Annotated in this window: 20 protein-coding genes, 1 other RNA gene and 1 pseudogene; 15 read left to right on the forward strand and 7 right to left on the reverse strand. The window is 45.7% G+C overall.

The window, feature by feature from the left end:
• Nucleotides 1–192: 192 nt before the first annotated feature.
• Nucleotides 193–2,244, forward strand: a complete 2,052-nt coding sequence (ligA, locus tag RID09_RS01175; protein WP_446334124.1) for an NAD-dependent DNA ligase LigA — start codon at nucleotides 193–195, stop codon at nucleotides 2,242–2,244.
• A 172-nt stretch (nucleotides 2,245–2,416) separates the two neighbouring features.
• Here ligA and RID09_RS01180 read toward each other — a convergent pair whose 3' ends face one another.
• Nucleotides 2,417–2,884, reverse strand: a complete 468-nt coding sequence (locus tag RID09_RS01180; RefSeq protein WP_446334125.1) for a hypothetical protein — start codon at nucleotides 2,882–2,884, stop codon at nucleotides 2,417–2,419.
• A gap of 7 nt (nucleotides 2,885–2,891) precedes the next feature.
• Nucleotides 2,892–3,335 (reverse strand): hypothetical protein, encoded by a 444-nt coding sequence (locus tag RID09_RS01185; RefSeq protein ID WP_446334126.1) that lies wholly within the window; start codon nucleotides 3,333–3,335, stop codon nucleotides 2,892–2,894.
• Between the two features lie 195 nt (nucleotides 3,336–3,530).
• On the opposite strand from RID09_RS01185, the gene groL reads away from it, so the two are divergent.
• Complete coding sequence (gene groL, locus RID09_RS01190) at nucleotides 3,531–5,204, forward strand: chaperonin GroEL (protein ID WP_446334127.1); 1,674 nt, start codon at nucleotides 3,531–3,533, stop codon at nucleotides 5,202–5,204.
• Between the two features lie 127 nt (nucleotides 5,205–5,331).
• Here groL and RID09_RS01195 read toward each other — a convergent pair whose 3' ends face one another.
• Together RID09_RS01195 and RID09_RS01200 are read right to left on the reverse strand one after the other, a co-directional pair.
• Nucleotides 5,332–6,000 (reverse strand): class I SAM-dependent methyltransferase, encoded by a 669-nt coding sequence (locus RID09_RS01195; protein ID WP_446334128.1) that lies wholly within the window; start codon nucleotides 5,998–6,000, stop codon nucleotides 5,332–5,334.
• Between the two features lie 67 nt (nucleotides 6,001–6,067).
• Nucleotides 6,068–6,326: pseudogene (locus RID09_RS01200) on the reverse strand (thioredoxin family protein).
• Nucleotides 6,327–6,426: 100 nt separating this feature from the next.
• Between RID09_RS01200 and RID09_RS01205 the strand changes: the two are divergent.
• From RID09_RS01205 to RID09_RS01230, 6 genes are all read left to right on the forward strand, one after another.
• Nucleotides 6,427–7,638, forward strand: coding sequence for a hypothetical protein (locus RID09_RS01205; RefSeq protein ID WP_446334129.1), 1,212 nt, complete (start codon nucleotides 6,427–6,429; stop codon nucleotides 7,636–7,638).
• On the forward strand, nucleotides 7,639–8,787 hold the full coding sequence (gene corA / locus RID09_RS01210; protein WP_446334130.1) for a magnesium/cobalt transporter CorA: 1,149 nt from the start codon (nucleotides 7,639–7,641) through the stop codon (nucleotides 8,785–8,787). It begins immediately after the preceding gene.
• A 77-nt stretch (nucleotides 8,788–8,864) separates the two neighbouring features.
• Nucleotides 8,865–9,476, forward strand: coding sequence for a hypothetical protein (locus RID09_RS01215; RefSeq protein ID WP_446334131.1), 612 nt, complete (start codon nucleotides 8,865–8,867; stop codon nucleotides 9,474–9,476).
• Between the two features lie 55 nt (nucleotides 9,477–9,531).
• Nucleotides 9,532–9,960: RNase P RNA component class A (rnpB, locus tag RID09_RS01220), an RNA gene on the forward strand.
• Between the two features lie 103 nt (nucleotides 9,961–10,063).
• The gene (gene rnc, locus RID09_RS01225) at nucleotides 10,064–10,771 is read left to right on the forward strand and encodes a ribonuclease III (RefSeq protein WP_446334132.1); all 708 of its coding nucleotides are present in this window, start codon (nucleotides 10,064–10,066) and stop codon (nucleotides 10,769–10,771) included.
• Nucleotides 10,772–10,857: 86 nt separating this feature from the next.
• Complete coding sequence (locus tag RID09_RS01230; protein ID WP_446334133.1) at nucleotides 10,858–11,982, forward strand: Gfo/Idh/MocA family protein; 1,125 nt, start codon at nucleotides 10,858–10,860, stop codon at nucleotides 11,980–11,982.
• A 27-nt stretch (nucleotides 11,983–12,009) separates the two neighbouring features.
• Here the strand turns inward: RID09_RS01230 and RID09_RS01235 are convergent, their stop codons facing one another.
• Nucleotides 12,010–12,621 carry a Uma2 family endonuclease gene (locus RID09_RS01235; RefSeq protein WP_446334134.1) on the reverse strand — a complete coding sequence of 204 codons (612 nt, stop codon included), beginning with the start codon at nucleotides 12,619–12,621 and terminating at the stop codon, nucleotides 12,010–12,012.
• 81 nt (nucleotides 12,622–12,702) lie between these two features.
• Nucleotides 12,703–14,817: an ATP-binding protein gene (locus RID09_RS01240; RefSeq protein ID WP_446334135.1), complete on the reverse strand. Its 2,115-nt coding sequence runs from the start codon at nucleotides 14,815–14,817 to the stop codon at nucleotides 12,703–12,705.
• Between the two features lie 215 nt (nucleotides 14,818–15,032).
• Here RID09_RS01240 and RID09_RS01245 point away from each other — a divergent pair, with 215 nt between their 5' ends.
• The 5 genes from RID09_RS01245 (at nucleotide 15,033) to RID09_RS01265 (ending at nucleotide 19,148) form a co-directional block, all read left to right on the forward strand.
• A complete protein-coding gene (locus RID09_RS01245; protein WP_446334136.1) occupies nucleotides 15,033–15,734 on the forward strand; it encodes a RibD family protein in 702 nt (233 codons plus the stop codon).
• A 221-nt stretch (nucleotides 15,735–15,955) separates the two neighbouring features.
• The gene (locus RID09_RS01250) at nucleotides 15,956–16,099 is read left to right on the forward strand and encodes a hypothetical protein (RefSeq protein ID WP_446334137.1); all 144 of its coding nucleotides are present in this window, start codon (nucleotides 15,956–15,958) and stop codon (nucleotides 16,097–16,099) included.
• 16 nt (nucleotides 16,100–16,115) lie between these two features.
• Nucleotides 16,116–17,333, forward strand: coding sequence for an RNA-guided endonuclease InsQ/TnpB family protein (locus RID09_RS01255; RefSeq protein ID WP_446334138.1), 1,218 nt, complete (start codon nucleotides 16,116–16,118; stop codon nucleotides 17,331–17,333).
• A 51-nt stretch (nucleotides 17,334–17,384) separates the two neighbouring features.
• The gene (locus RID09_RS01260; protein WP_446334139.1) at nucleotides 17,385–18,581 is read left to right on the forward strand and encodes a GNAT family N-acetyltransferase; all 1,197 of its coding nucleotides are present in this window, start codon (nucleotides 17,385–17,387) and stop codon (nucleotides 18,579–18,581) included.
• Between the two features lie 183 nt (nucleotides 18,582–18,764).
• Nucleotides 18,765–19,148: a DUF4346 domain-containing protein gene (locus tag RID09_RS01265; RefSeq protein WP_446334140.1), complete on the forward strand. Its 384-nt coding sequence runs from the start codon at nucleotides 18,765–18,767 to the stop codon at nucleotides 19,146–19,148.
• Nucleotides 19,149–19,194: 46 nt separating this feature from the next.
• Here the strand turns inward: RID09_RS01265 and psb32 are convergent, their stop codons facing one another.
• Nucleotides 19,195–19,911, reverse strand: a complete 717-nt coding sequence (gene psb32 / locus RID09_RS01270) for a photosystem II repair protein Psb32 (RefSeq protein WP_446334141.1) — start codon at nucleotides 19,909–19,911, stop codon at nucleotides 19,195–19,197.
• 329 nt (nucleotides 19,912–20,240) lie between these two features.
• Between psb32 and RID09_RS01275 the strand changes: the two genes are divergently transcribed.
• Complete coding sequence (locus tag RID09_RS01275) at nucleotides 20,241–20,735, forward strand: photosystem I reaction center protein subunit XI (RefSeq protein ID WP_446334142.1); 495 nt, start codon at nucleotides 20,241–20,243, stop codon at nucleotides 20,733–20,735.
• A 68-nt stretch (nucleotides 20,736–20,803) separates the two neighbouring features.
• On the forward strand, nucleotides 20,804–20,920 hold the full coding sequence (locus RID09_RS01280; protein WP_446334143.1) for a photosystem I reaction center subunit VIII: 117 nt from the start codon (nucleotides 20,804–20,806) through the stop codon (nucleotides 20,918–20,920).
• Nucleotides 20,921–21,309: the final 389 nt, after the last annotated feature.

Below are 21,309 nucleotides of genomic sequence, written 5' to 3' on the forward strand. Positions count from 1 at the left end.
TATAACCGCTGAATTTTATTAAAGATTAGTTAAATGAATTGAGTATTTTTGGATGCTGTTCAGTGCGGGTAAACGCCCAAGTTTATGTGGTTTTTTAACGCAGAGGGACGCAGAGGGAAAGCGCAGAGGGACGCAGAGGGATTGGAAGTATTGGGAATAAGATTTTATAGAATGACGAAGGACGAAGGACAAATGACGAAGGACGAAAGACAAATGACCCATGTCAAGCAGCGGGTTCAAGAACTGCGAAACCTCCTGCAACAAGCGAGTTATGCCTACTATGTCCTCGACAATCCCATGATGGAGGATACCGTCTATGACCAACTCTATCGGGAACTGCAAGACCTAGAAACCCAGTATCCTGAATTAGTTACGCCGGATAGTCCGACTCAGCGCGTGGGAGAGAAACCTGCATCAGAATTTTCCTCGGTTCGCCATAATATCCCCCTCTATAGTTTAGAGAATGCGTTTAATTTAGACGAGTTGGCGAAGTGGCAAGAACGGTGGCAACGTTATGCGCCGGATATCAAGGAGTTTGCATACATCTGTGAACTGAAGATAGACGGTTCCGCGATCGCACTCACTTATGAAAACGGCATATTAGTGCGGGGAGTAACACGGGGCGATGGTGTCACAGGGGAAGATATTACCCAGAATATTCGCACGATTCGTTCGATTCCCTTACGGTTAAAGGCACAAACACCGCCCCCGATTGTAGAAGTGCGGGGCGAGGCGTTTTTACCCTTGGATGTATTTGAAGGGATTAATCGGGAACGGGAAACCGCCGGGGAAGCTTTATTTGCCAATCCTCGGAACGCTGCAGCGGGTACTTTGCGGCAATTAGATCCAAAAATAGTCGATCGCAGACAGTTGGATTTCTTTGCCTATACCTTACATCTTCCCGGATCAGAGGAACTGGAAACAGTGCCAACGCTGAACTCCCAATGGGAAGCTTTGGAATTTCTGCGTGATTTGGGATTCCGGGTGAATCCCCATCGGAAACGTTGCTCGTCTCTAGCAGAGGTGGAGGAGTATTATCAATATTGGGATAGTCAACGGCGTGGTTTACTTTACATGACTGATGGGGTTGTGGTTAAGCTGAATTCGTTTTCGCTACAAGAACAATTAGGCTTTACCCAAAAGTTTCCCCGATGGGCGATCGCACTCAAGTATCCCGCCGAAGAATCCCCCACACTGGTGCAAAATGTTACAGTTCAGGTGGGACGAACTGGGGCGTTAACTCCAGTGGCGGAACTCAAACCCGTACAGCTAGCCGGGACAACGGTTTCACGCGCTACTTTACATAACCGCGATCGCATCAAGGAATTAAATCTTCATATCGGTGATACCGTCATTGTTCGCAAAGCCGGGGAAATTATCCCCGAAGTCGTGCGGGTGCTTCCAGAATTACGTCCACCCGATGCTAAACCCGTACAAATGCCTACTGATTGTCCGGTGTGCCATCAACCCGTCGTGCGTCCCCCAGGGGAGGCGGTAACCCGCTGTATTAATGCGTCTTGTCCCGCGATTGTCAAAGGTTCACTCAACCATTGGGCAAGTCGTAGTGCATTGGATATCAACGGGTTAGGAGAAAAGCTAGTTAATCAGCTTGTTGATTCCGGTTTAGTCCATTCCGTTGCGGATCTTTATCAACTTACTTTAGATCAGTTAACCTCTTTAGAACGAATGGGTGAAAAATCCGCTCAGAAATTGATTCACCAAATTGAACAGTCCAAAACTCAACCTTGGTCAAGAGTTTTGTATGGTTTAGGGATTCGCTATGTGGGTAGTGTGAATGCTCAAATTTTAGCGCAACAGTTTCCTCGTGTAGACCAATTAGCCGCAGCCCGTGTTACTGATATTGAAAGCGTCTATGGAATTGGATCGGAAATTGCCCAATCAGTTTATGATTGGTTTCAAGTTCCCAGTAATCAGACCTTAATCAATCGACTGCGAGAGGCAAATTTGCAACTGACGGGTGAACTAAAATCCGTGTCTACAGAAGCCACATCTCAACCATTGCAGGGGAAAATCTTTGTGATTACCGGGACATTACCCACACTGAAGCGAGATGAGGCAAAAGAATTAATTCAAAAAGCTGGCGGGAAAGTAACCAGTTCAGTGAGTTCTAAAACGGACTATTTGCTCCTTGGTGAAGATGCCGGATCTAAATTAGAAAAAGCCCAAGAATTAGGTATTAATCAGATCAGCGAATCTGACCTTTTACAATGGTTGAAGGAATAGGTTATAACTCAATTATAGGGGCGGGTTTAGGGTCAATTGTAGGGGCGGGTTTAGGGAATTAATTCAGCTAGTCACCGATAAATGAACAACAAAAACCGCCCTCCTCACCGATAAATGAACAACAAAACCTGCCCTCCCCACCGATAAAGGACGAATGACGAATTGATAAACTTTAGCTTAAGTCTTGGAGCGCTTGCTCCCAATCCCAAACACCTATCCCTTCACCTTGAAAGCGCGATATGTGTTTAATGTTTGTTGTGACAATTACCACTTCATCAAAATTGTCTAACTGAAAGATTGCTTGGGCGACAAGGATGACATCGCCATCTAAGCTATCATTACTTGCAGTAGGTTGACCTTGGTTTCGTACCCACGCCCATAATTCTGAGGCTTTTCGCATTGTTAAAGAAGTCAGGGGGATAAAGCGGGGAGGTTGGCTGATCTGATTGAGACGATCAATACTCTTTCGTTTTCCAGATCTTAATAATTCGCGTCTAAGTTCATAGTCGGCTATTTCTGGCACCCGCAAAGCTGTTTCCTGATTTTGTAAAGATTGCAACCAATTGATGACATTTGGTTTTATCCTCGGATGTACAACCTGACTCAACGGATGAGTATCTAACAATACAGCTCTAGTCATCTGAGTTTTACAAGGATAACCGATTATGATTTAGACCCGCCTCAATTTGAGGATAGGTTTCTTCATCGTATCCCGACTCATCAGCCATCCAGCCATTGACCAGTTCGATGACATCCTTTAGGGAATCATCTTCCGTTTCTGGGAGTGAAGATTGGTCAATGAAACTCAGACTATAATTAACACTTGGACCGTTCGATATTTTCGAGATTGTATAGGCTGAATCAGTTATTTTTTCAAGTTTTGCCAAAATATCTCGACAAACATCTCGATAAAGAGATACTGGAATATTATCCTTACGAATATTCTCGGTATTCAATAAATCTTTTGATTTCATTAAGGTATATTTTGATTGAATCAAACTATCGATTTTTGTCCTAGCCTCTAACAACTGCTCTAGAGAAAGGGCATCCAGTCGTTGAATAATTTCGTCAAGAGGTTTGGTTTCTGTCATAACAATTAAAAAGCAACTCAACTCTCTCTATCCTAACGGGGACTGAGTTTCAGCGCTGACTCCACACCACCTCTTACCCTCCTACCTCCTGCTTCCTGCCTTCTACCGTAATAACCGAACCGCACCAGAATTAGCACTCGCGTAACAAGAGTGCTAAATTTGCTAATGGAGTAACGAGTAAGTATTGGGAACCCTATGGCAAAAATCGTTTCGTTTAACGAAGAATCACGGCGAGCTTTAGAGCGGGGAGTCAATGCTCTAGCAGATGCAGTCCGGATTACCCTTGGACCCAAAGGGCGGAATGTGCTGCTAGAGAAGTCCTTTGGCGCTCCCCAGATTGTTAATGATGGTATCACCGTCGCCCAAGAGATTGAACTGGAAGACCCCTTAGAAAATACGGGTGCGCGACTGATTCGAGAAGTCGCATCCAAGACCAAAGAAATTGCCGGCGATGGTACCACAACCGCTACCGTTCTGGCACAGGAGATGATTCGGCAAGGACTCAAAAACGTTGCAGCTGGTGCCAATCCGGTTGCTGTACGTCGAGGGATTGAGAAAACCATTAATCATCTGGTTAAAGAAATTCAGTCCATGGCTCAACCCGTCGTTGGCGATGCGATCGCGCAAGTCGCCACCGTCTCCGCCGGGAACGACGAGGAAGTCGGGCAAATGATTGCCGAGGCGATGGACAAGGTAACCAAGGATGGAGTAATTACCGTAGAAGAGTCAAAATCGCTCTCCACTGAACTTGAAGTCGTGGAAGGGATGCAAATTGACCGGGGTTATCTGTCGCCCTACTTTGTCAGTGATCAGGAACGGATGACGGTGGAATTTGAAGATTCCTATCTCCTGATTACTGATAAAAAAATTAATAACATCCAAGAATTAGTTCCCATCCTGGAAAAAGTTGCCCGTGCCAGCAAACCCTTACTGATTATCGCTGAAGATGTCGAAGGGGAAGCCTTAGCCACCCTAGTGGTAAACAAAGCACGGGGGGTTCTCAACGTCGCCGCCGTCAAATCGCCAGGATTTGGCGATCGCCGCAAGCAGATGCTGCAAGATATTGCCGTTCTGACTGGGGGTCAGCTCATTTCCGAAGAAATCGGTCTCACCTTAGATACCGCTTCTACTGATATGCTGGGAACGGCGCGGAAAATCACCATTGACAAAGACTCAACCACCATTGTCGCCAGTGGTGACACCAAGTCAGAAGTGGAAAAGCGCATTGTTCAAATCCGCAAACAGCTTGACGAAACCGATTCTGACTACGATAAAGAGAAACTGCAAGAGCGGATTGCTAAACTTGCCGGTGGTGTAGCGGTGATTAAAGTGGGTGCCGCCACAGAAACAGAACTCAAAGATCGCAAACTGCGGATTGAAGACGCCCTGAATGCCACCAAAGCCGCGATCGATGAAGGGATTGTTCCTGGTGGTGCAACCACGTTGATTCGCTTAATTTCTAAGGTTGATGCCATCAAAGCTAGCCTGGATGCTGAAGAACAAATCGGTGCGGATATTGTTGCCAAAACCTTAGAAGCCCCCCTGCGTCAGATGGCAGATAATGCTGGGGTTGAAGGTGCGGTGATTGTCGAGAAAGTCCGAGAGAGCCAAGGCAATATCGGTTACAATGCGGCAACGGGCAAGTTGGAAGACTTAATTGCTGCGGGTATTCTCGATCCCGCTAAAGTTGTGCGTTCAGCACTTCAGAATGCCGGTTCCATTGCCGGAATGGTTTTAACCACCGAAGCCCTGGTTGTCGAGAAACCTGAGCCGAAGTCCGCAGCGCCTGACATGGGCGGCATGGGCGGCATGGGCGGCATGGGCGGCATGGGTGGCATGGGCGGCATGGGCGGCATGGGTATGATGTAGTCCTCACCCATATCCTATAATTCATGACAAAAGCAGCTTGTCTAGTTGGACAGGCTGCTTTTGTGACGTTCTCTCCCGTTAAGCTGGCGCTATAACGGGAAATTTCCCAGGTTGATAGACTGTGATCCTAGTTGTCTTTCTTGGTTGCTACACCAATAATCTGTGGGCTAACAATCGCAGGAATGTCTGCTCGAAAATGCTGGTAATCCACTCGCTCAAACCCCGCATTCTCCAATGCTACCCAGGTTTCGCGATCGGGACGGCAACCATCACCCAGAATTTTCCATAAGGGTTTCACCCAATATTGTACCCGCCGCAACCTCGTACCCTCTGGCGCAGCCAGATGTTCGAGGAAAAAGAAGCGTCCACCAGGCTTGAGAACCCGTAAGACTTCCTGTAACGTCGCGGCGAGACTATCCACTGAACACAGGACAAGGGTGCTGACAACAGCATCTATACTGTTATCCTCGACATCCAATCGTTCAGCGGTTCCACGGCGAAGGTCAATGTCTAAGCCAAGGCGTTCTGCTTCTCGTCTCAGATAGGAATGCATAAATGGGTTCGGTTCAATCCCAATCCAATGGATGTCGGACGGATAATAGGGTAAGTTAGGACCCGTACCAGGACCAATTTCTAAAACATTACCATGCAAGTCAGCAAATAAGGCTTGCTTCTGGTCAGTCATTTGGGCTTCGTACTTGGCAGTACCGTGAGCCATCAGCCAAGCAAACAGACGTTTGTACCAGTTTGGGGAATCGTGAATTTTTGATTCTACAGATTGCGTCTTAGTTGTCATTTTTTGTGTTTGAATCTGGTGGTCAATTTCTATGTTTTAAGAGTGAAGATGCTTCAAAAGCCTCTTTCTACAGGGGCTGACCAATGCCAGCCGCTTGGAGTTTTTCTCGATTAGGCTTGCCCCTGAGGACAAGTGTTCCGTTGATAGCGATCGCGCGCGGGAACTGCATTGACTCCATACTGCTGGGCTTTCTCTGTTGAGGTACTCTCTCGTAGGTCATAGATCGATACCTCACAACTGGGACAAGTCAGTTCTTGCACCAACTTAACTGTTTCATTGCACAGAGGACAGTCAGCCGTAAAAATCTCAACTTGACGTTTGGTCATGATATTCACCAAGAACTCTCTTGGCTCCTATTATTAAATTTGCCGATCGCCTATTTTTTGAGTAACACTGGATGAGACGATGGCAGAGAAGGATTAAACTATGCTCGTATTTTTTATTCATGGTGTTGCCACATCCAACGTCAGATATGCCGATCCACTACAACGTCTCATTCAGGAAGAGTTTGATCAACTAGGAGAATCTCGTCCCCATTTTTATTCTTGTTTTTGGGCAAATGTCCTAAAGGATGTTGGCAAGATATGGAACTGTATTCATCAAGACTTGCAGGAACTTAAGAAAGAGTATCCCAAAACTAGCCCAGATGATATTTTCCGTTATCGAGAATTTCGGGAAGGATTCCTATCAGAGTTCGGCGGAGATTTTTTAAGTTACCTAAATCCTGAACGCGGTGCTGCTATCAGAAAGCTAATTGCCCAACAGCTATCCGATTTCCTGACTAAGAATCCTGAAGAAACAGAACTCCATATCATTACCCACTCGCTGGGAAGTGTTATCCTATGGGATATCTTATTTTCCGATAGATTCAGCACTGAAGACCCAGCTCATGATATTCGAGCCGTGATTCATGGCTTGAGCGAGTCTGGAAACATCAGAAAAGTGCATCTTAAGAGCATAACAACAATGGGATCACCCATTTTATTCCTGAATATGATGTTAGAGGTTAGTCCAGACAAACTTAAACAATTTGCCAATCGTTATCAAAACCAACCGCTAAGATGGCGGAATATCATTCATTCCTCAGATTTGGTTGCTTATCCGCTGCGGTCAAGCTTAAATCTCCAACTCTCTGATAACATCTTTTTTCGAGATGAATATATCTCGACTGATGCCAATCTAGCTGAAAAAGCTGCCCGTGCTGTTGGTCAATTTGAAGCAGCACTTGCATTAGGTGTCGCTGATGCTCATGGTTCTTATTGGCATTGTTCCCAAACTGCTAATATAGTTACGTCTAATATGCTGGGAAGTCAAGGAATTATCCGAGATGTGATTAATCGTTTAGATAAAGTTCGCGGCATGACTAAGAAGATGTTGGATTTTACCAAAGATAGTCCGACCAATAGAACTTTACAGTCGCTCAATTTTCCAGATAAGAGTGGAATCCTATATCTCGTTGTTAATCCGGTTCAAGTTCATTATATTTATGTTTATGATGATAAAGATAACTGTAAATTTGCTGGATATGTAGGTTGGATGGATACTGATGGATTAAAACAAGAAGTTGAATGGATTAAACTAAATCTTTGTGCCAAGTCACGGAATAATCCTTATCCTAAGTATAAAAAGGAGCGCTAAATGACACAACGACGTTTCCCAGGGGGCAGGTTAGCCACAAAATCAGATGATGACGATGACGACGAAGATCTATTTGAGTATTTCTATGATAAGCCAGGGAGTCTACCGGGAACCTTAAGCATTGATGAAGATGCTTGTCCATCATTCATCGTTCTGATTGACTACAACGAAAGCCACGCCAATCGCGTCACCAATTTAACCCCAGACGCCTGTATACCTTACCTGACAAGTGACTCTGTATCTTGGCTTGATATTCAGGGGTTAGGCAGTGAAGATATTTTATTAAGTGTGGGACAAATTTTTGGGTTACATCCCCTGCTATTGGAGGATGTTGTTAATGTTCCTCAACGCCCAAAATTGGAGGATTACAACGACCAGTTACTGATTATATCCCAGATGGTCATGCCTAAACCCACAGAAGATGGGTTCTGGATTGAGCAAGTGAGTTTTATCTTAGGGAAATCCTATTTGCTGACATTTCAGGAGGAACCAGAACGGGATTGTTTTGAACCAGTACGCGATCGCATTCGGGCAAATAAGGGTAAAATACGTCAAGCGGGTGCGGATTATCTGGCTTATGCGCTCTTAGATGCGATCATTGATGGGTTTTTTCCCGTACTAGAAGACTATGGGGAACGCATTGAGGCTTTAGAGGATGAAGTGATTCTCAACCCTAGTCATCAAACTCTGGAGAAAATTTACCAGGTTCGTCGGGAATTACTGGCGTTACGCCGTTCGATTTGGCCCCAACGCAGTGCGATTAATTCACTAATTCGCGACGGTAGTGATTTGATTAGTTCAGATGTTCGTATTTATCTCCGGGACTGTTATGACCATACAATTCAGGTTTTGGATATGGTGGAAACCTATCGGGAATTAGCTTCAGGTTTGATGGATGTTTACTTGTCCTCAGTCAGCAATAAAATGAATGAGGTGATGAAAGTATTGACCGTAATGTCAACGGTTTTCATTCCAATCACCTTTATCGCTGGGGTTTATGGGATGAACTTCCAATATATGCCAGAATTAACCTGGCGTTGGGGATACTTTGTCTGTTGGGGAGTGATGATCACAATCGCGGCGTCTCTCTGCTTCTTTTTTTGGCGTCGCGGCTGGTTCAAGGATTCTCGATTAACCAAGCCTGATTAGTGTCATCCGTTAACTGTTGACTAATAACTTTTCACGAGTTGGTTGCCTGTTGTGTATTAATTAGGGATGAAAATTTTATGGATTTAGCTACCGAAGTTGCCAGAAATGTATTGGTATTAACAATTTATTTTATTGTAGTCGCCTTAGTTTTTAACCGAGCCTTTCAATCCCTAGATAAGCTCGTAAACTTTGAAACTGATTCCGCCTATCTCAATAAGGAATTATCCGCCAATAAGCTACAGGATATTCTGAACGTAAAATTTTCATTTGCTGAGAAATACGAATTGGATGAACTGCACCGATTATGCATGAGTATTGAAAATAAATCTAAAGATGTTTTCGTTGAAATTGATTGGAAACAGTGCTTTATTAGTGATTTCGATAAACGGATACGACGAGTTATTCGCGTGATTCCCGGCAAAAATGAGGCAGCCGCTCAGTCACCAAGTACGATTCTTCCCGGTCAAACTCTAAAAGAAGAGATCAGCGATGAAAAGATCGGTTCCCCCCTTTTTGATCCCAAAAAGCTGCAAGCAGCAGCTGACAAAACCGACTATTTTTACTTGCGCTTATTCTTGAAAATATCGGAGGCAAATGTAGGTGGACGTTCCTGCAACCTACGCTGTCAGTTCATTGCCAAAAATCTGTCTTGGCAAAAAGCACTAGCCCTCGCCTTGCAACCCAAATAATTACGGTTATCTGCTTCAATAAATAGCCCACAGCGGTTAAAATAGATAACAAGGAGAGAGTCGGCGCAGGTGGTTGCGGATTCACCCTAACGGTGAATCTGAGGAAAGTCCGGGCTCCCGAAAGACCAAACTTGCTGGGTAACGCCCAGTGCGGGTAACCGTGAGGATAGTGCCACAGAAACATACCGCCAATTTGTCATGAGTCACTAGTCTTAATGTCTATAAAAAAGCACATAAGACAAAGGACAATTGACAAATTGGTAAGGGTGCAAAGGTGCGGTAAGAGCGCACCAGCAGCATCGAGAGGTGCTGGCTCGGTAAACCCCGGTTGGGTGCAAGGTCGTTAGGAACTACGGTTGGTCTTTTACCAGTTCCTGCTTAAAGAGCCGCTAGAGGCGTCTGGTAACAGACGTCCCAGATAGATAACCACCCTCCTAGTAGTTAGCTAGGAGAACAGAACCCGGCTTACGTCCGACTCTCTCCCTTCTAGTCATCAGTCTATTGTAGGGGCTCTTTTCACTGATAACGTTTGACAAAAACCAATAACTTAACTAAACCCGCCCTTGAACACAAGTCATAAATGAATTATGACCATTGACCCCAGACGACACAAACAACTGCAAAAATTAGTGCAAAAGCTCGGATTACTTGACAATGCACCTGTTCAATGGTATCTAATCGACTTGGCGCTGACTCACCCCAGTATGTCCGCCGATGTGAACTATGATCAGTTGGAATTTGTCGGGGATGCTGTGGTGCGAATTGCTGCCTCAGAGTTATTATTTGAAACCTATCCCAAGGCTAAAGTCGGTGACTTTGCGGCAATTCGTTCCGTGTTAGTGAGCGATCGCGTCTTGGCTCAATTGGCTCAAGAGTACGGACTGGAGCGATACTTGCTCCTAGCTCCCAGCGCGGCGGCTGATAAAATGGGTGAGACTTCACGACGGGCTGATGCCTTTGAAGCGATGTTAGGCGCACTCTATTTAAGTACCCACACCTTAGAATTAATTCGCCCTTGGCTTGATCCTCATTTTCAGCGATTAACTGAAGAAATTCTTAAAGATCCCGCCCGCCAAAACTATAAAGATGCTCTCCAAGAATGGACTCAAGCTCACTATAAACGTTTACCCGAATATCGCCTTACCGAAACCAATACCGTTGAGGTAAATGAGAATCGTTTTACTGCCCAAGTTTGGTTTCAAGGTCAGCAATTGGGTGAAGGAAAAGGGCGCTCTAAAAAAGCGGCAGAACAAGCCGCCGCTAAAGATGCTTTTGCTAAAGTCATTAGTCATTAGTCATTAGTCATTAGTCATCGTGACATCAGGGTGAAAAAACGCTCATAGTGAAACCCACCCCGAAAAACTCAAAACTCAAAATTTCTATGAAGATTAAAATTGCCGTATTGGGAGCAGGACGATGGGGTACACATTTGGTGCGGAATTTCGCGTCACATCCGGATGCCCAACTGGTAGCAGTAGTTGATTCCTCTGAGGAACGCTTAACTCAGCTTAAAGAACGGTTGAAACTGAATAACAATGTGGTTCTAACAGACAATTGGCAGTCGATACGTTCCCAAATAGAGTGTGATGCGGTTGTGATCGCGACTCCGGCTGTGACTCATTATTCCCTGATTCAAGACGCCCTACAGCAAGGTTTCCATGTCCTTGCAGAAAAGCCCTTGACCCTCGATGCGGCTGAATGCCAACAGTTGTCTGATTTAGCCCGTCAACAGCAGCGCCAATTGATGGTGGATCATACCTATTTATTTCATCCGGCTGTTGAGCAGGGCAAAGCGGTGGTGCAATCGGGGTGTTTAGGAGAATTGCGCTATGGCTATGCTGCTCGGACTAATCTAGGACCGGTGCGTCAGGATGTAGACGCGCTGTGGGATTTAGCGATTCATGATATCGCGATCTTCAATACCTGGTTAGGTGAGCAACCTGTGCAAGTTCAAGCCACGGGACGAGTGTGGTTACAACGTCAAGAAGGAGCAAGGGACACGGCTGTAGGGGCTCCTTTGACTGATAAAGTTTCGCTGCAAACCTCTAACGTAACTAAACCTGCCCTTCTTAGTGAGCAAGATTTAGCAGATTTTGTTTACATTATTTTGACGTACCCGACTGGTTTTCAGGCATATATTCACTTATGTTGGCTCAACCCGGATAAACAACGGCGTTTGGGGGTAGTGGGGAGTCAAGGAACGTTGATTTTTGATGAGATGCAAAATGATACGCCTCTGACGCTTCAGCATGGGTATTTTGAGCAAAGTGGAGATGTTTTTACGCCTGCGGGTTTACGGCGTGAAGTCATAGAAATCAAGGGGAGCGAACCTTTGGCGGTGGTGTGCGATCGGTTTTTGCAGAGTGTGCGCGGTAATCAACCTGTCTCAGAGTCTTCAGGCTGGGTAGCGGCTCAATTGGTCAATATCCTCAGTTGTCTATCCCAGTCTCTCCAACAGGGGGGAGAGCCGATTAAGGTTCCCCAGCTATGTGAGCCGTCAACTTGACCTCCCATCGCGCTCAAGCAAGGTAGCTTAAGTTTCTTCTGGATTATCTTCAGGAAAGACAACATCTTCATACAGCAAAGAAATAGGACATCGGAAATCAACGCTAGTTAAATACACCTCTAGTTCTGTGCCGTTAGCCGTTGTTTCTTCAAATGAATAAGACGTGAGTTCCCATTTTCCTTTCTCATTGAGTCGATAGGATTCCACGTTCATTTTGTCTGGCTCAATCAGAACATATTCTTTTAAGGTATCAATCCGACGATAATGCCTAAATTTCTTGCCGCGATCAAAAGCTTCTGTACCTGGAGACAGGACTTCTACCAGTAAACAGGGATGATAGATAATTTTACGCGATCTTTGATCTCGCAGATCGCAACTAACCATCACATCTGGATAGTGAAATGGTCCCTGAAGCGAAACTCCTACTTTGGCATCTGCCATAAAGACTTTACAGCCTTTACCCCGCAGGTGATTTTTGAGTGCAGATGTCAGATTTACGGCAATGGAGTTATGGGGAAGGGTTCCCCCTGTCATCGCAAAAACTTCCCCATTAATATAGTCGTACTTTATGGGCTGTTGTTCTTCCCATTCCAGATACTCCTGAGGAGTCATTAATTGAGGTTGGGGTTGAGCAATCATTTGAAATGTTTCCTTTCAATATGAGACATGGGATAGTTCTTCCGGCGCTGTCAATCCCGTAGGTAATCCTAAGTTGATAAATTAATCGGTTGTAACTTTTCCGTTAATCTCGCCAATTGACTCCTGAGGTTTAGACAAGTCTGTTGATAGCTGTGCGGGTTGCTCATTATCCTGTTTAGCTTCTGTATCCTTTCCTGTTGTTTGGACAAGGGGTAAGCTAATGTTTACCGTCGTTCCCTGACCTTCTCCAGCACTAAAGAGAGTAATTGTCCCCCCCATCAATTCGATCAAGTTGCGGGAAATAGCCAGACCGAGACCTGTACCACCGTACTTGCGTGTGGTTGACCCATCTACCATGACAAAGGGACGAAAAAGTTTAGACTGTTGCACGGGATCGATGCCAATTCCCGTATCTTTAACCGTTACAACAACTTGGGAAAGCAACTCTCCAGTTCCCTGAGCTTTAGTGACTTGCCCATTGCTGGGAGTATTGGAGACGCGAGCAATAGAGGTAGAATCATCAGCACTTACTAATGGCTGGGTCTTTTCACTGGCTGGTTCAATCCGCGTACTGACTGTAATGCTGCCCGAATCGGTAAATTTTTCGGAATTACCAATAACATTGATCAGGACTTGCTTAAGTTTAGCGGGATCGGCGCGGACTGGAAGTTTTTCATGTAAGTCTTTTGTATGGAAATCGATACCCTTCACTTGAATCGGTACTGCCTGCAAGTGAATCACTTCATCAAGTAGTTGACGCAGATCGATAAGTTCAATTTCAACCGAGAGTTTACCCGACTCAAGCTTTGCCAGATCCAAAATATCGTTGATAATTTTCAACAGGTGAATGGCAGCATCATCGGCTCGTTGTAAAAAGTCTAGTTCTTCCTCGCGGTCATCACAGAAACCATCTTTGACCAGTCGCAGGGAACCAATAATACCATTGAGGGGAGTTCTCAGTTCGTGGGATGTCGTGGCAAGAAACTCATTCTTAAGCTGGTTGGCGGCTTGGGCTTCTTTCCAGGCGGCTTCAAGTTCTTCCGCCCAATGTTTGAGGCGCTCAAACATGGCATCAAGGGCTTCGGCTAATTGGTTAATTTCCCGAATTTTGAAGGTATGAGGAATGCGATAGTTAGAGTGAAGCTGGGATTCATGGAGGGCGCAATCTCTGAGCTTTTCTAAGGGACGGGCTAAATCGCGGGCAATATAAATCGTGGCTAAAATACTGGCAGCAATTAAGCCACAGGTGAGGATAAACAGAACTTGGCGGATATCCTGAAGACCGACCAACGCACTCTTTAAGGGAGTAACGGCGAGAATAATCCATTGTTGGTCGGATTGGTCGCTAATCGGACTTTTAATCGCGGTGTAGCCAGCGAGGAATTCCTGAGCGTCCTTTTCCAAGGCAAGATGGATAAAGGACTCACGACCTGCGATCGCGTCTTCGACCAGACTTTGAAATCTTGGGGAATCGAGTTGTTCGTTGATATTGCGTCCCACTTGCTTGGGGATGGGATGCACCAGAATCTTACCTGATTGCGTAATTACCACGGGTTCGCCAGACAGTGAACCGGGCTGGATATATTTGGACTGGAGTAAGGTTGAGCGAATACTCAAAGCATATTGAAGTTGACCATCGGAGTTATAAACGGGCGCACTCAACAGAATGGGGAGTTGAGTTTTGGCTGAGATGGCTTCGGCTTGCTTTTGGGGGGGGGTTGAGGGTGCTGGGGGAAGTAGCACTGTTACCTTAATTTGAGACGGATCTGAAGAGACCTCACCTTGCTGTCTAGACCATTGCGATACCACTGGCTGAGTGACGAGTAACGGTTCGTCACAGGTACTGCTAACGATATCTTGAGTCTGGATATCACTCAACTGCACGCAATTGATCGGAGTTGGTAGTTGTTGCGCCAGTTGATTGACAAATTGTTGATAGGCTGTCGATGACTGAGATTGAAGGACTATGGCTTGGCTAGCAGTCAGCAGGTTGGCTTTTAACGCTGAAATCGCCTCTTGAATGCTGTCCCCTTTTCTCACAGCACTTTCGGTTAAATTTTGACGTGCTGTGTCGAGAAGCGTTGAGCGTGCTTTTGTGTAGGTCACATAAACTCCCAAGAGCAACACTGGTACGCTGAGTAACAACAGGCGTGACAGCAGAACACGACGAAAGGAGGATTGACCTGGCTTAGCCATAAGATGTGCTGGTGTGATAAGAAGAAAACGCAAAAGAAAAAGTAATCGTTAATACAGTTTACGAGTCACCGAGTCTCCATGAAAACCCCTTATATCTATCCTAGAACTATTCAAAACTTCTTTCGATTGTTCTGATTTAGTTGCAGATATTCAGACAATAGTTGGGTCAATTGCGCCAAAATAGTCACCATTGTTGTTTTTTGCCCCAGACAACTATGCCGGAAACATCTGCCATCAATCGACCCCATACTACCGTTGTTTTAGCAATGAGTGCTGATGGTAAGATTGCGGATATGACGCGATCGCCTGCTCGATTCTCATCGCCTGCGGATCAAGCCCATCTGGAAAACCAGGTGGCATTAGCGGATGGTGTTTTGTTCGGTGCAGGGACTCTCCGGGCTTATGAAACCACTCGGAGTGTCTCAAATCCCAACTTACGGCAACAGCGTCAACAACGGGGCTTACCCATCCAACCTGTGCAGATTGTTTGCTCCCGTCTAGCTCAATTCGATCCGCAATTACGCTTTTTTCGCCAAAACGTGCCACGTTGGCTGTTGACGACACCAGCCGGTGCTACATCATGGCAGGATGAGTCAGATTATTTTGAGCGAATTTTGGTGGTGAACACCTCTAGTGATGGGATGAATTGGCATGACGCTTATCAACAGCTAAACCAATTGGGAATCCAAAGGCTTGCCGTCTTAGGGGGGGGTGAATTAGTGGCGTCTCTACTCGCTGCTGATTTAATCGATGAACTCTGGTTCACAGTTTGCCCCCTGATTTTAGGAGGTGCAGCTGCCCCAACGCCAGTGGAGGGGTCTGGATTTTCGGAGCAATTGGCAAGGCGTTTAGAACTTTTGGCGGTTGAGAGGATTGAGCAAGAGTTATTTGTGCACTATCGCCTGTTGAGGGGATGAGATGGGGGAGTAGTAGAGACGTTGCAGGCAACGTCTCTACTCTCTTAAATAAAGGGCAGGTTTTGTCGCCAAGCTGGGAACAACAGTCAATATTAGTCCCTAAACCCGCCCCGACAAATTCACTCACCATGCCCTATCAGCGAAGTGAAGGGTCAAAATAAACTCTACTATGTTAACTTATGTAAATAACCCCTCCAACCCTTGCCAATGACAAATGACAAATGACGATCTTCACCGTTCATTTTAACGTGATCACGGAAGTCCTCACCCTCAACTCTCGTAGGGTGAGGATGGACAGTGGGAAATTTCGTTCCTCAATTTCCCATCTTCCGGACAGCCTTACCCTAAATAGTATATTATGGTAAGAAGAGGTGATAAACAATGCGACATCAAGCCGTCAAGGTAAGGCTGTACCCGACAACTGAACAACAAGTGATACTAGCTCAACACTTTGGCTGTAGTCGCTGGTGGTGGAATTATGCACTCAATTTGTGCATTGAAACTTACCAGTTAACGGGCAAAGGCTTGAACCGTTCTGCATTGAATGCACTCTTACCTAAACTAAAGAGACAGGAGGAAACGTGTTGGTTATCTGAGTGTTATTCTCAGGTGTTACAGGCTACTACGCTCAACCTAGTGACTGCCTACAAAAACTTTTTCGATGGTAGAGCCAAATATCCAAGGTTCAAAGCTAAAAGGAATAAGCAGTCCATTCAGTATCCTCAATCGGTCAAAGTTGCAGGTGATTGTCTTAAGTTTCCGGGTCGCGTGGCAAAAGTTAAGGCAAGAATACACCGCCCCATTCAGGGAACAATCAAGACGGTAACGGTAAGTATGACGCCATCGGGCAAGTATTTTGCATCCGTCTTGAGCGAGGTAGAAGGGAATAACCCGCCGACTAACACCGATGGCTTGGTAGTTGGGATTGATCTAGGGCTGAAGAACTTCGCTATTGTCAATGATGGGGTCAAAACCTCTAAATATGCTAATCCCAAGCACTTAGCCAAACATGAACGCAATCTAAAGCGGAAACAACGGAAATTAGACAGAAAGGAGAAAGGAAGCAACTCAAGGAATAAAGCCAGAAAACTGGTAGCTAAGGTTCACGAACGAGTTAGTAATGTCCGTCAAGACTACCTGCATAAGCTGTCCAGAAAGCTTGTTGACGAAAACCAAGTCATCGTAGTCGAAAGTCTGAATACCAAGGGCATGGTTCGTAACCACAAACTAGCTGCATCTATTTCTGATGTGGGCTGGGGGATGTTCGTCAATTTCCTATCGTACAAGCTTGAAGTTGAGGGTAAGGTACTGGTAGAAATTGACCGATGGTTCCCTAGTTCTAAACTCTGCTCAAACTGCCATTATCAGGTAGACGAGATGCCCTTAGAGGTTAGGTCATGGACTTGCCCTAGTTGTGGCACTCACCATGATAGAGACGGCAATGCTTCAGCAAATATTAGAGCAGAAGGCATCAGAATTTTATTGGTCTCAGGGACTGGGACTACTGCTGATGGAGGGGATGTGAGACCGAAGCTTGGGCGTAAATCTAAGCTGACGCAATCCCCTGTGAAATCAGAAGCTCAGGCTTCTACGAAGTAAGCCTGAGTAGTTCACCCCCTGCCAACCTAGACCTAATTATAGATTTTCCCAATGGTTTACCAACCGCAGACTGACTATTCCGTTACCTGGGTTAACCGGATCGCTGATATTCCCCAAGCGGCTTGGGATGCCCTTGCCCAACCCCTGAAAACACCGTTTCTAGAATGGGATTGGTTGAATAATTTAGAAACATCGGGAAGTGCGACGTCTAAAACGGGATGGTTGCCCAATCACTTAACGGTATGGCTAAACCGACAGCTTATTGCCGCTGCGCCCTTCTACATTAAAGGTCATAGCTATGGAGAATTTGTCTTTGATCACCAATGGGCAGATCTATCCAATCGCTTAGGCGTTCGCTACTATCCAAAGCTATTGGGAATGACGCCGTTTACCCCAGCAGGCGGTTACCGATTTTTAATCGCACCTGGAGAAGATGAAGATGAACTCACTGAGATTATGATCAGTGCTATTGACCACTTTTGCGGGAATAACCGGATTAGCGGCTGTCATTTTCTCTTTGTTGACTCTGAATGGCGACAGGTGATGGAACGCCATGGTTTTACTAGCTGGTTGCATCACAGTTATATTTGGCAGAATAAAGGGTTTAGTAGTTTTGATGATTATCTGAGTATCTTTAACGCCAATCAACGGCGTAATATTAAGCGGGAACGTAAAGCGGTTACCCAAGCCGGACTGCGTTTGATTCCTTTAGTCGGGGATGATATTCCAAAATCATTATTTCCCCTGATTCATAACTTCTATAGCAGCACCTGCGATAAGTTTTTTTGGGGTAGTAAGTATCTGACGCGCAAATTTTTTGAACAGTTGTATCCCGACTATCGTCATCGCGTGGTATTGGTGGCGGCTTATCGAGATGATGATGACCGACATCCGGTGGGAATGTCGTTTTGTATTCATAAGGGCGATCAGTTGTATGGGCGTTACTGGGGCTGTTTTGAGGAGTATGATTGCCTACATTTCGATGCTTGCTATTACACCCCCATAGAATGGGCGATCGCGAATGGGATTAATATGTTTGATCCGGGCGCAGGGGGACGCCACAAGAGACGGCGAGGATTTCCGGCTACACCGAATCACAGTCTGCACCGATTTTATAATCAACGCCTGATGCAAATTTTGCGCCACTATATTGGTGAGGTGAATGAAATGGAACAAGAAGAAATCGATGCGATCAATAACGACTTACCATTTACTAAACGAGACATTGAATTTTTGGTTCAGGATTGATTTTGTCGGGCAATGATGACTTATGAAAGTCTCTTTGTTTCCTAACTAACCTCAGCATAATTGGCAGGAGTCTGAATTTTCGTCCCAATTGTCCATTTGAGTCTTCTGCCTCCTACCCTCTGCCTGCTTTAAAGTGTCCAAGCACGGTACTATTCAAGAAGGGAAACATTGAGCTAAGAAAAGATGAACCAAACAGCAGAAGACCTGCGTACTATTGATGACAAACTGTCTAAGCGGGAAATTGAACTTGATCCTGGTGGATATTTTATTATCTACCTTGACCGGGATGGGGGGTTAATTTGTGCCAAACATTTCACCAATGTGATCGATGATCGCGGTTTAGCCGTTGACCCAGAAACAGGTAAACCGATTCCCGCACGGGGGAAGGTGGAACGGACTCATACTACCTTATTTACAGGTAGAACCGCCAAGGAAATTTGTGTGACTATTTTTGAGCAAACCCAGCCCTGTCCAGTCACGATGTTAGATCATGGGGCTTATTTAGGACGGGAGTTTATGCGGGCTGAGTATGCTTTAATTACTGGACAGGAGTATGTCCAAGATTAGCGCCTCACAGGGAACAGTGGCAAATGACAAATGACAAATGACCAACTTAGCCAGAGAAGCCCTGATAAAAGAAGTAGGTTGCCATCGGTACTACTGTAGCGACAACCAATAAGACAACAACCCAGATGGTCGAGTTTTTGGTGTCAGTTTCTTCAGCACTGGTAAATGTGCCTTCAACCTGAACCGTTTCTTCGACAACCGGAGGACCGGGATCAGGTTGACCCGATAGAACAGCAACTAAGCGATCGCTAGCCTCTAAAAAAGACTTATTGTACTTGTTACCATCCCGTAAGGGGACTGTCATTGTTTCTGAGGCGACACTTTCGGCGATGTCGTCGGGCATAATTGACTTGACTGCTTCCCCGGTGACAATGGCAGTATTATTGGTCAGGGTATCAATCAGCAGCAAGGTTTGATTGGCTTGTGCTTCCGGTGTCGGATACCATTTTTCAAATAGGGCTTGGGCAAAGCTGTCTGCGGTTTCACCGTAGTCTAAACGGCGAATGGTCACAAATCTGACTTCCTTGTCGGTTTTCTGGGCTAAGTCTTCCAAGCTTTTGCTCAACTTGCCTTCACTCAGGCGGCTGAGTACGTCGGCTTGATCAATCACCCAGGTTGGTTCACCCGCGTTGACCTTGGGCATTTGGTAGACGCCTATAGCGTTGGCAGGTGTAGCTACCAATCCGCTGACTAAAACGCCCAGCAATAGCGGTAGTATTAGACGTTTCAGGTTTTTGTATAGTTGATTGAAGATTTGTCTCATTTACTGACTCTTGAGATTACTATTTTTTTCAAAATACTACAATAATAGTGAACGACCGACTTTTAGCTCATGTCTTGACATCGAGCCGCATTTGTGCAGGTCATATCCCTGATTTCTCCAAGAAGTCAGGGGTTTTGGTCTGTGGGCGTAGATGATGATTCATGCCGATTACTCCATGGAGACACGGCGGTGCTATATCCTTAACCTATAACTAATTTGATGAAGTTTTTTAAAGGTCTTCCCATATTCTGCCATGGGATTACCCCTCCCTGCGTACAATGTTAAGTCAGGTATTTTTGTAAACATTCAGATTGAGAGGCAACATCTAAATGGCAGATGCAAGAGATATGGAAATGGTAAAACCTTATGGGGGTGACCCTTTTGTGGGTCATTTATCGACTCCAATCAGCGATTCGGCGTTTACCAGAGCGTTTATTGGCAACCTGCCAGCTTACCGCAAAGGGCTATCCCCGTTTCTACGCGGTTTGGAAATTGGCATGGCTCATGGTTACTTCCTGCTTGGTCCGTGGGTTGTATTTGGACCGTTACGGGATTATGAACCTGCCAGGTACCTGGGCGGCTTAGTCGGCGCCTTGGTGTTAGTTCTTCTGGGAACCGCCGGAATGGCAGCTTGGGGATTAGTGTCGCTCAAAGACGCCGCCGAAAGCCCTCCGAGTACAGAACGGCTCAAAACCTCTGAAGGTTGGAGTGAATTTGCGGGTGGATTCTTTGTTGGAGGTATGGGTGGCGCTTTCTTTGCCTATTTCCTACTTGAGAATTTTGAGACGGTGGATGCCATTTTCCGGGGTTTGGTTAATAACTAACCCCTATGGTTCACGAATTGAGTAATATTTGTTTGGGACTCTTGTAAATTTAGATAGGACAATTTGACATGACCGGTTCTTATGCAGCTTCGTTTTTACCCTGGATTCTGATTCCTGTCGTCTGTTGGCTCATGCCTGCGGTGGTGATGGGACTTCTGTTTATCTACATCGAAAGTGACGCCTAACTTTAGTGCGAGCATCTTGCTCGCCATCTGATCTCGCATTGTGAGGGGAGCATTGTGGGCGAGATGCTCACGGCTGCATGTTAATGCAAGTAGGTTGGGCTTTTGGAACGAAACCTAACTTATCGGGTTAGCTTGAATATTGTGTGCTTTCCTTGACATGCTTCCGACGCTAACAGAATCTGATCCATCTTTGTCACTTTGGGGTTGGGTTCTGGGCGAAGCATTCTTGAATCAGCTTATGGGCTTCGTACTAAGTTGTTGGCAAGAATGCTTCGCCCCTACGAGTTGTTGGCAAGAATGCTTCGCCCCTACGAGTTGTTGGCAAGAATGCTTCGCCCCTACGAGTTGTTGGCAAGAATGCTTCGCCCCTACGAGTTGTTGGCAAGAAT

The sequence above is a fragment of the Coleofasciculus sp. G1-WW12-02 genome, from assembly GCF_040219735.1.
GTDB lineage: Bacteria > Cyanobacteriota > Cyanobacteriia > Cyanobacteriales > Coleofasciculaceae > Coleofasciculus.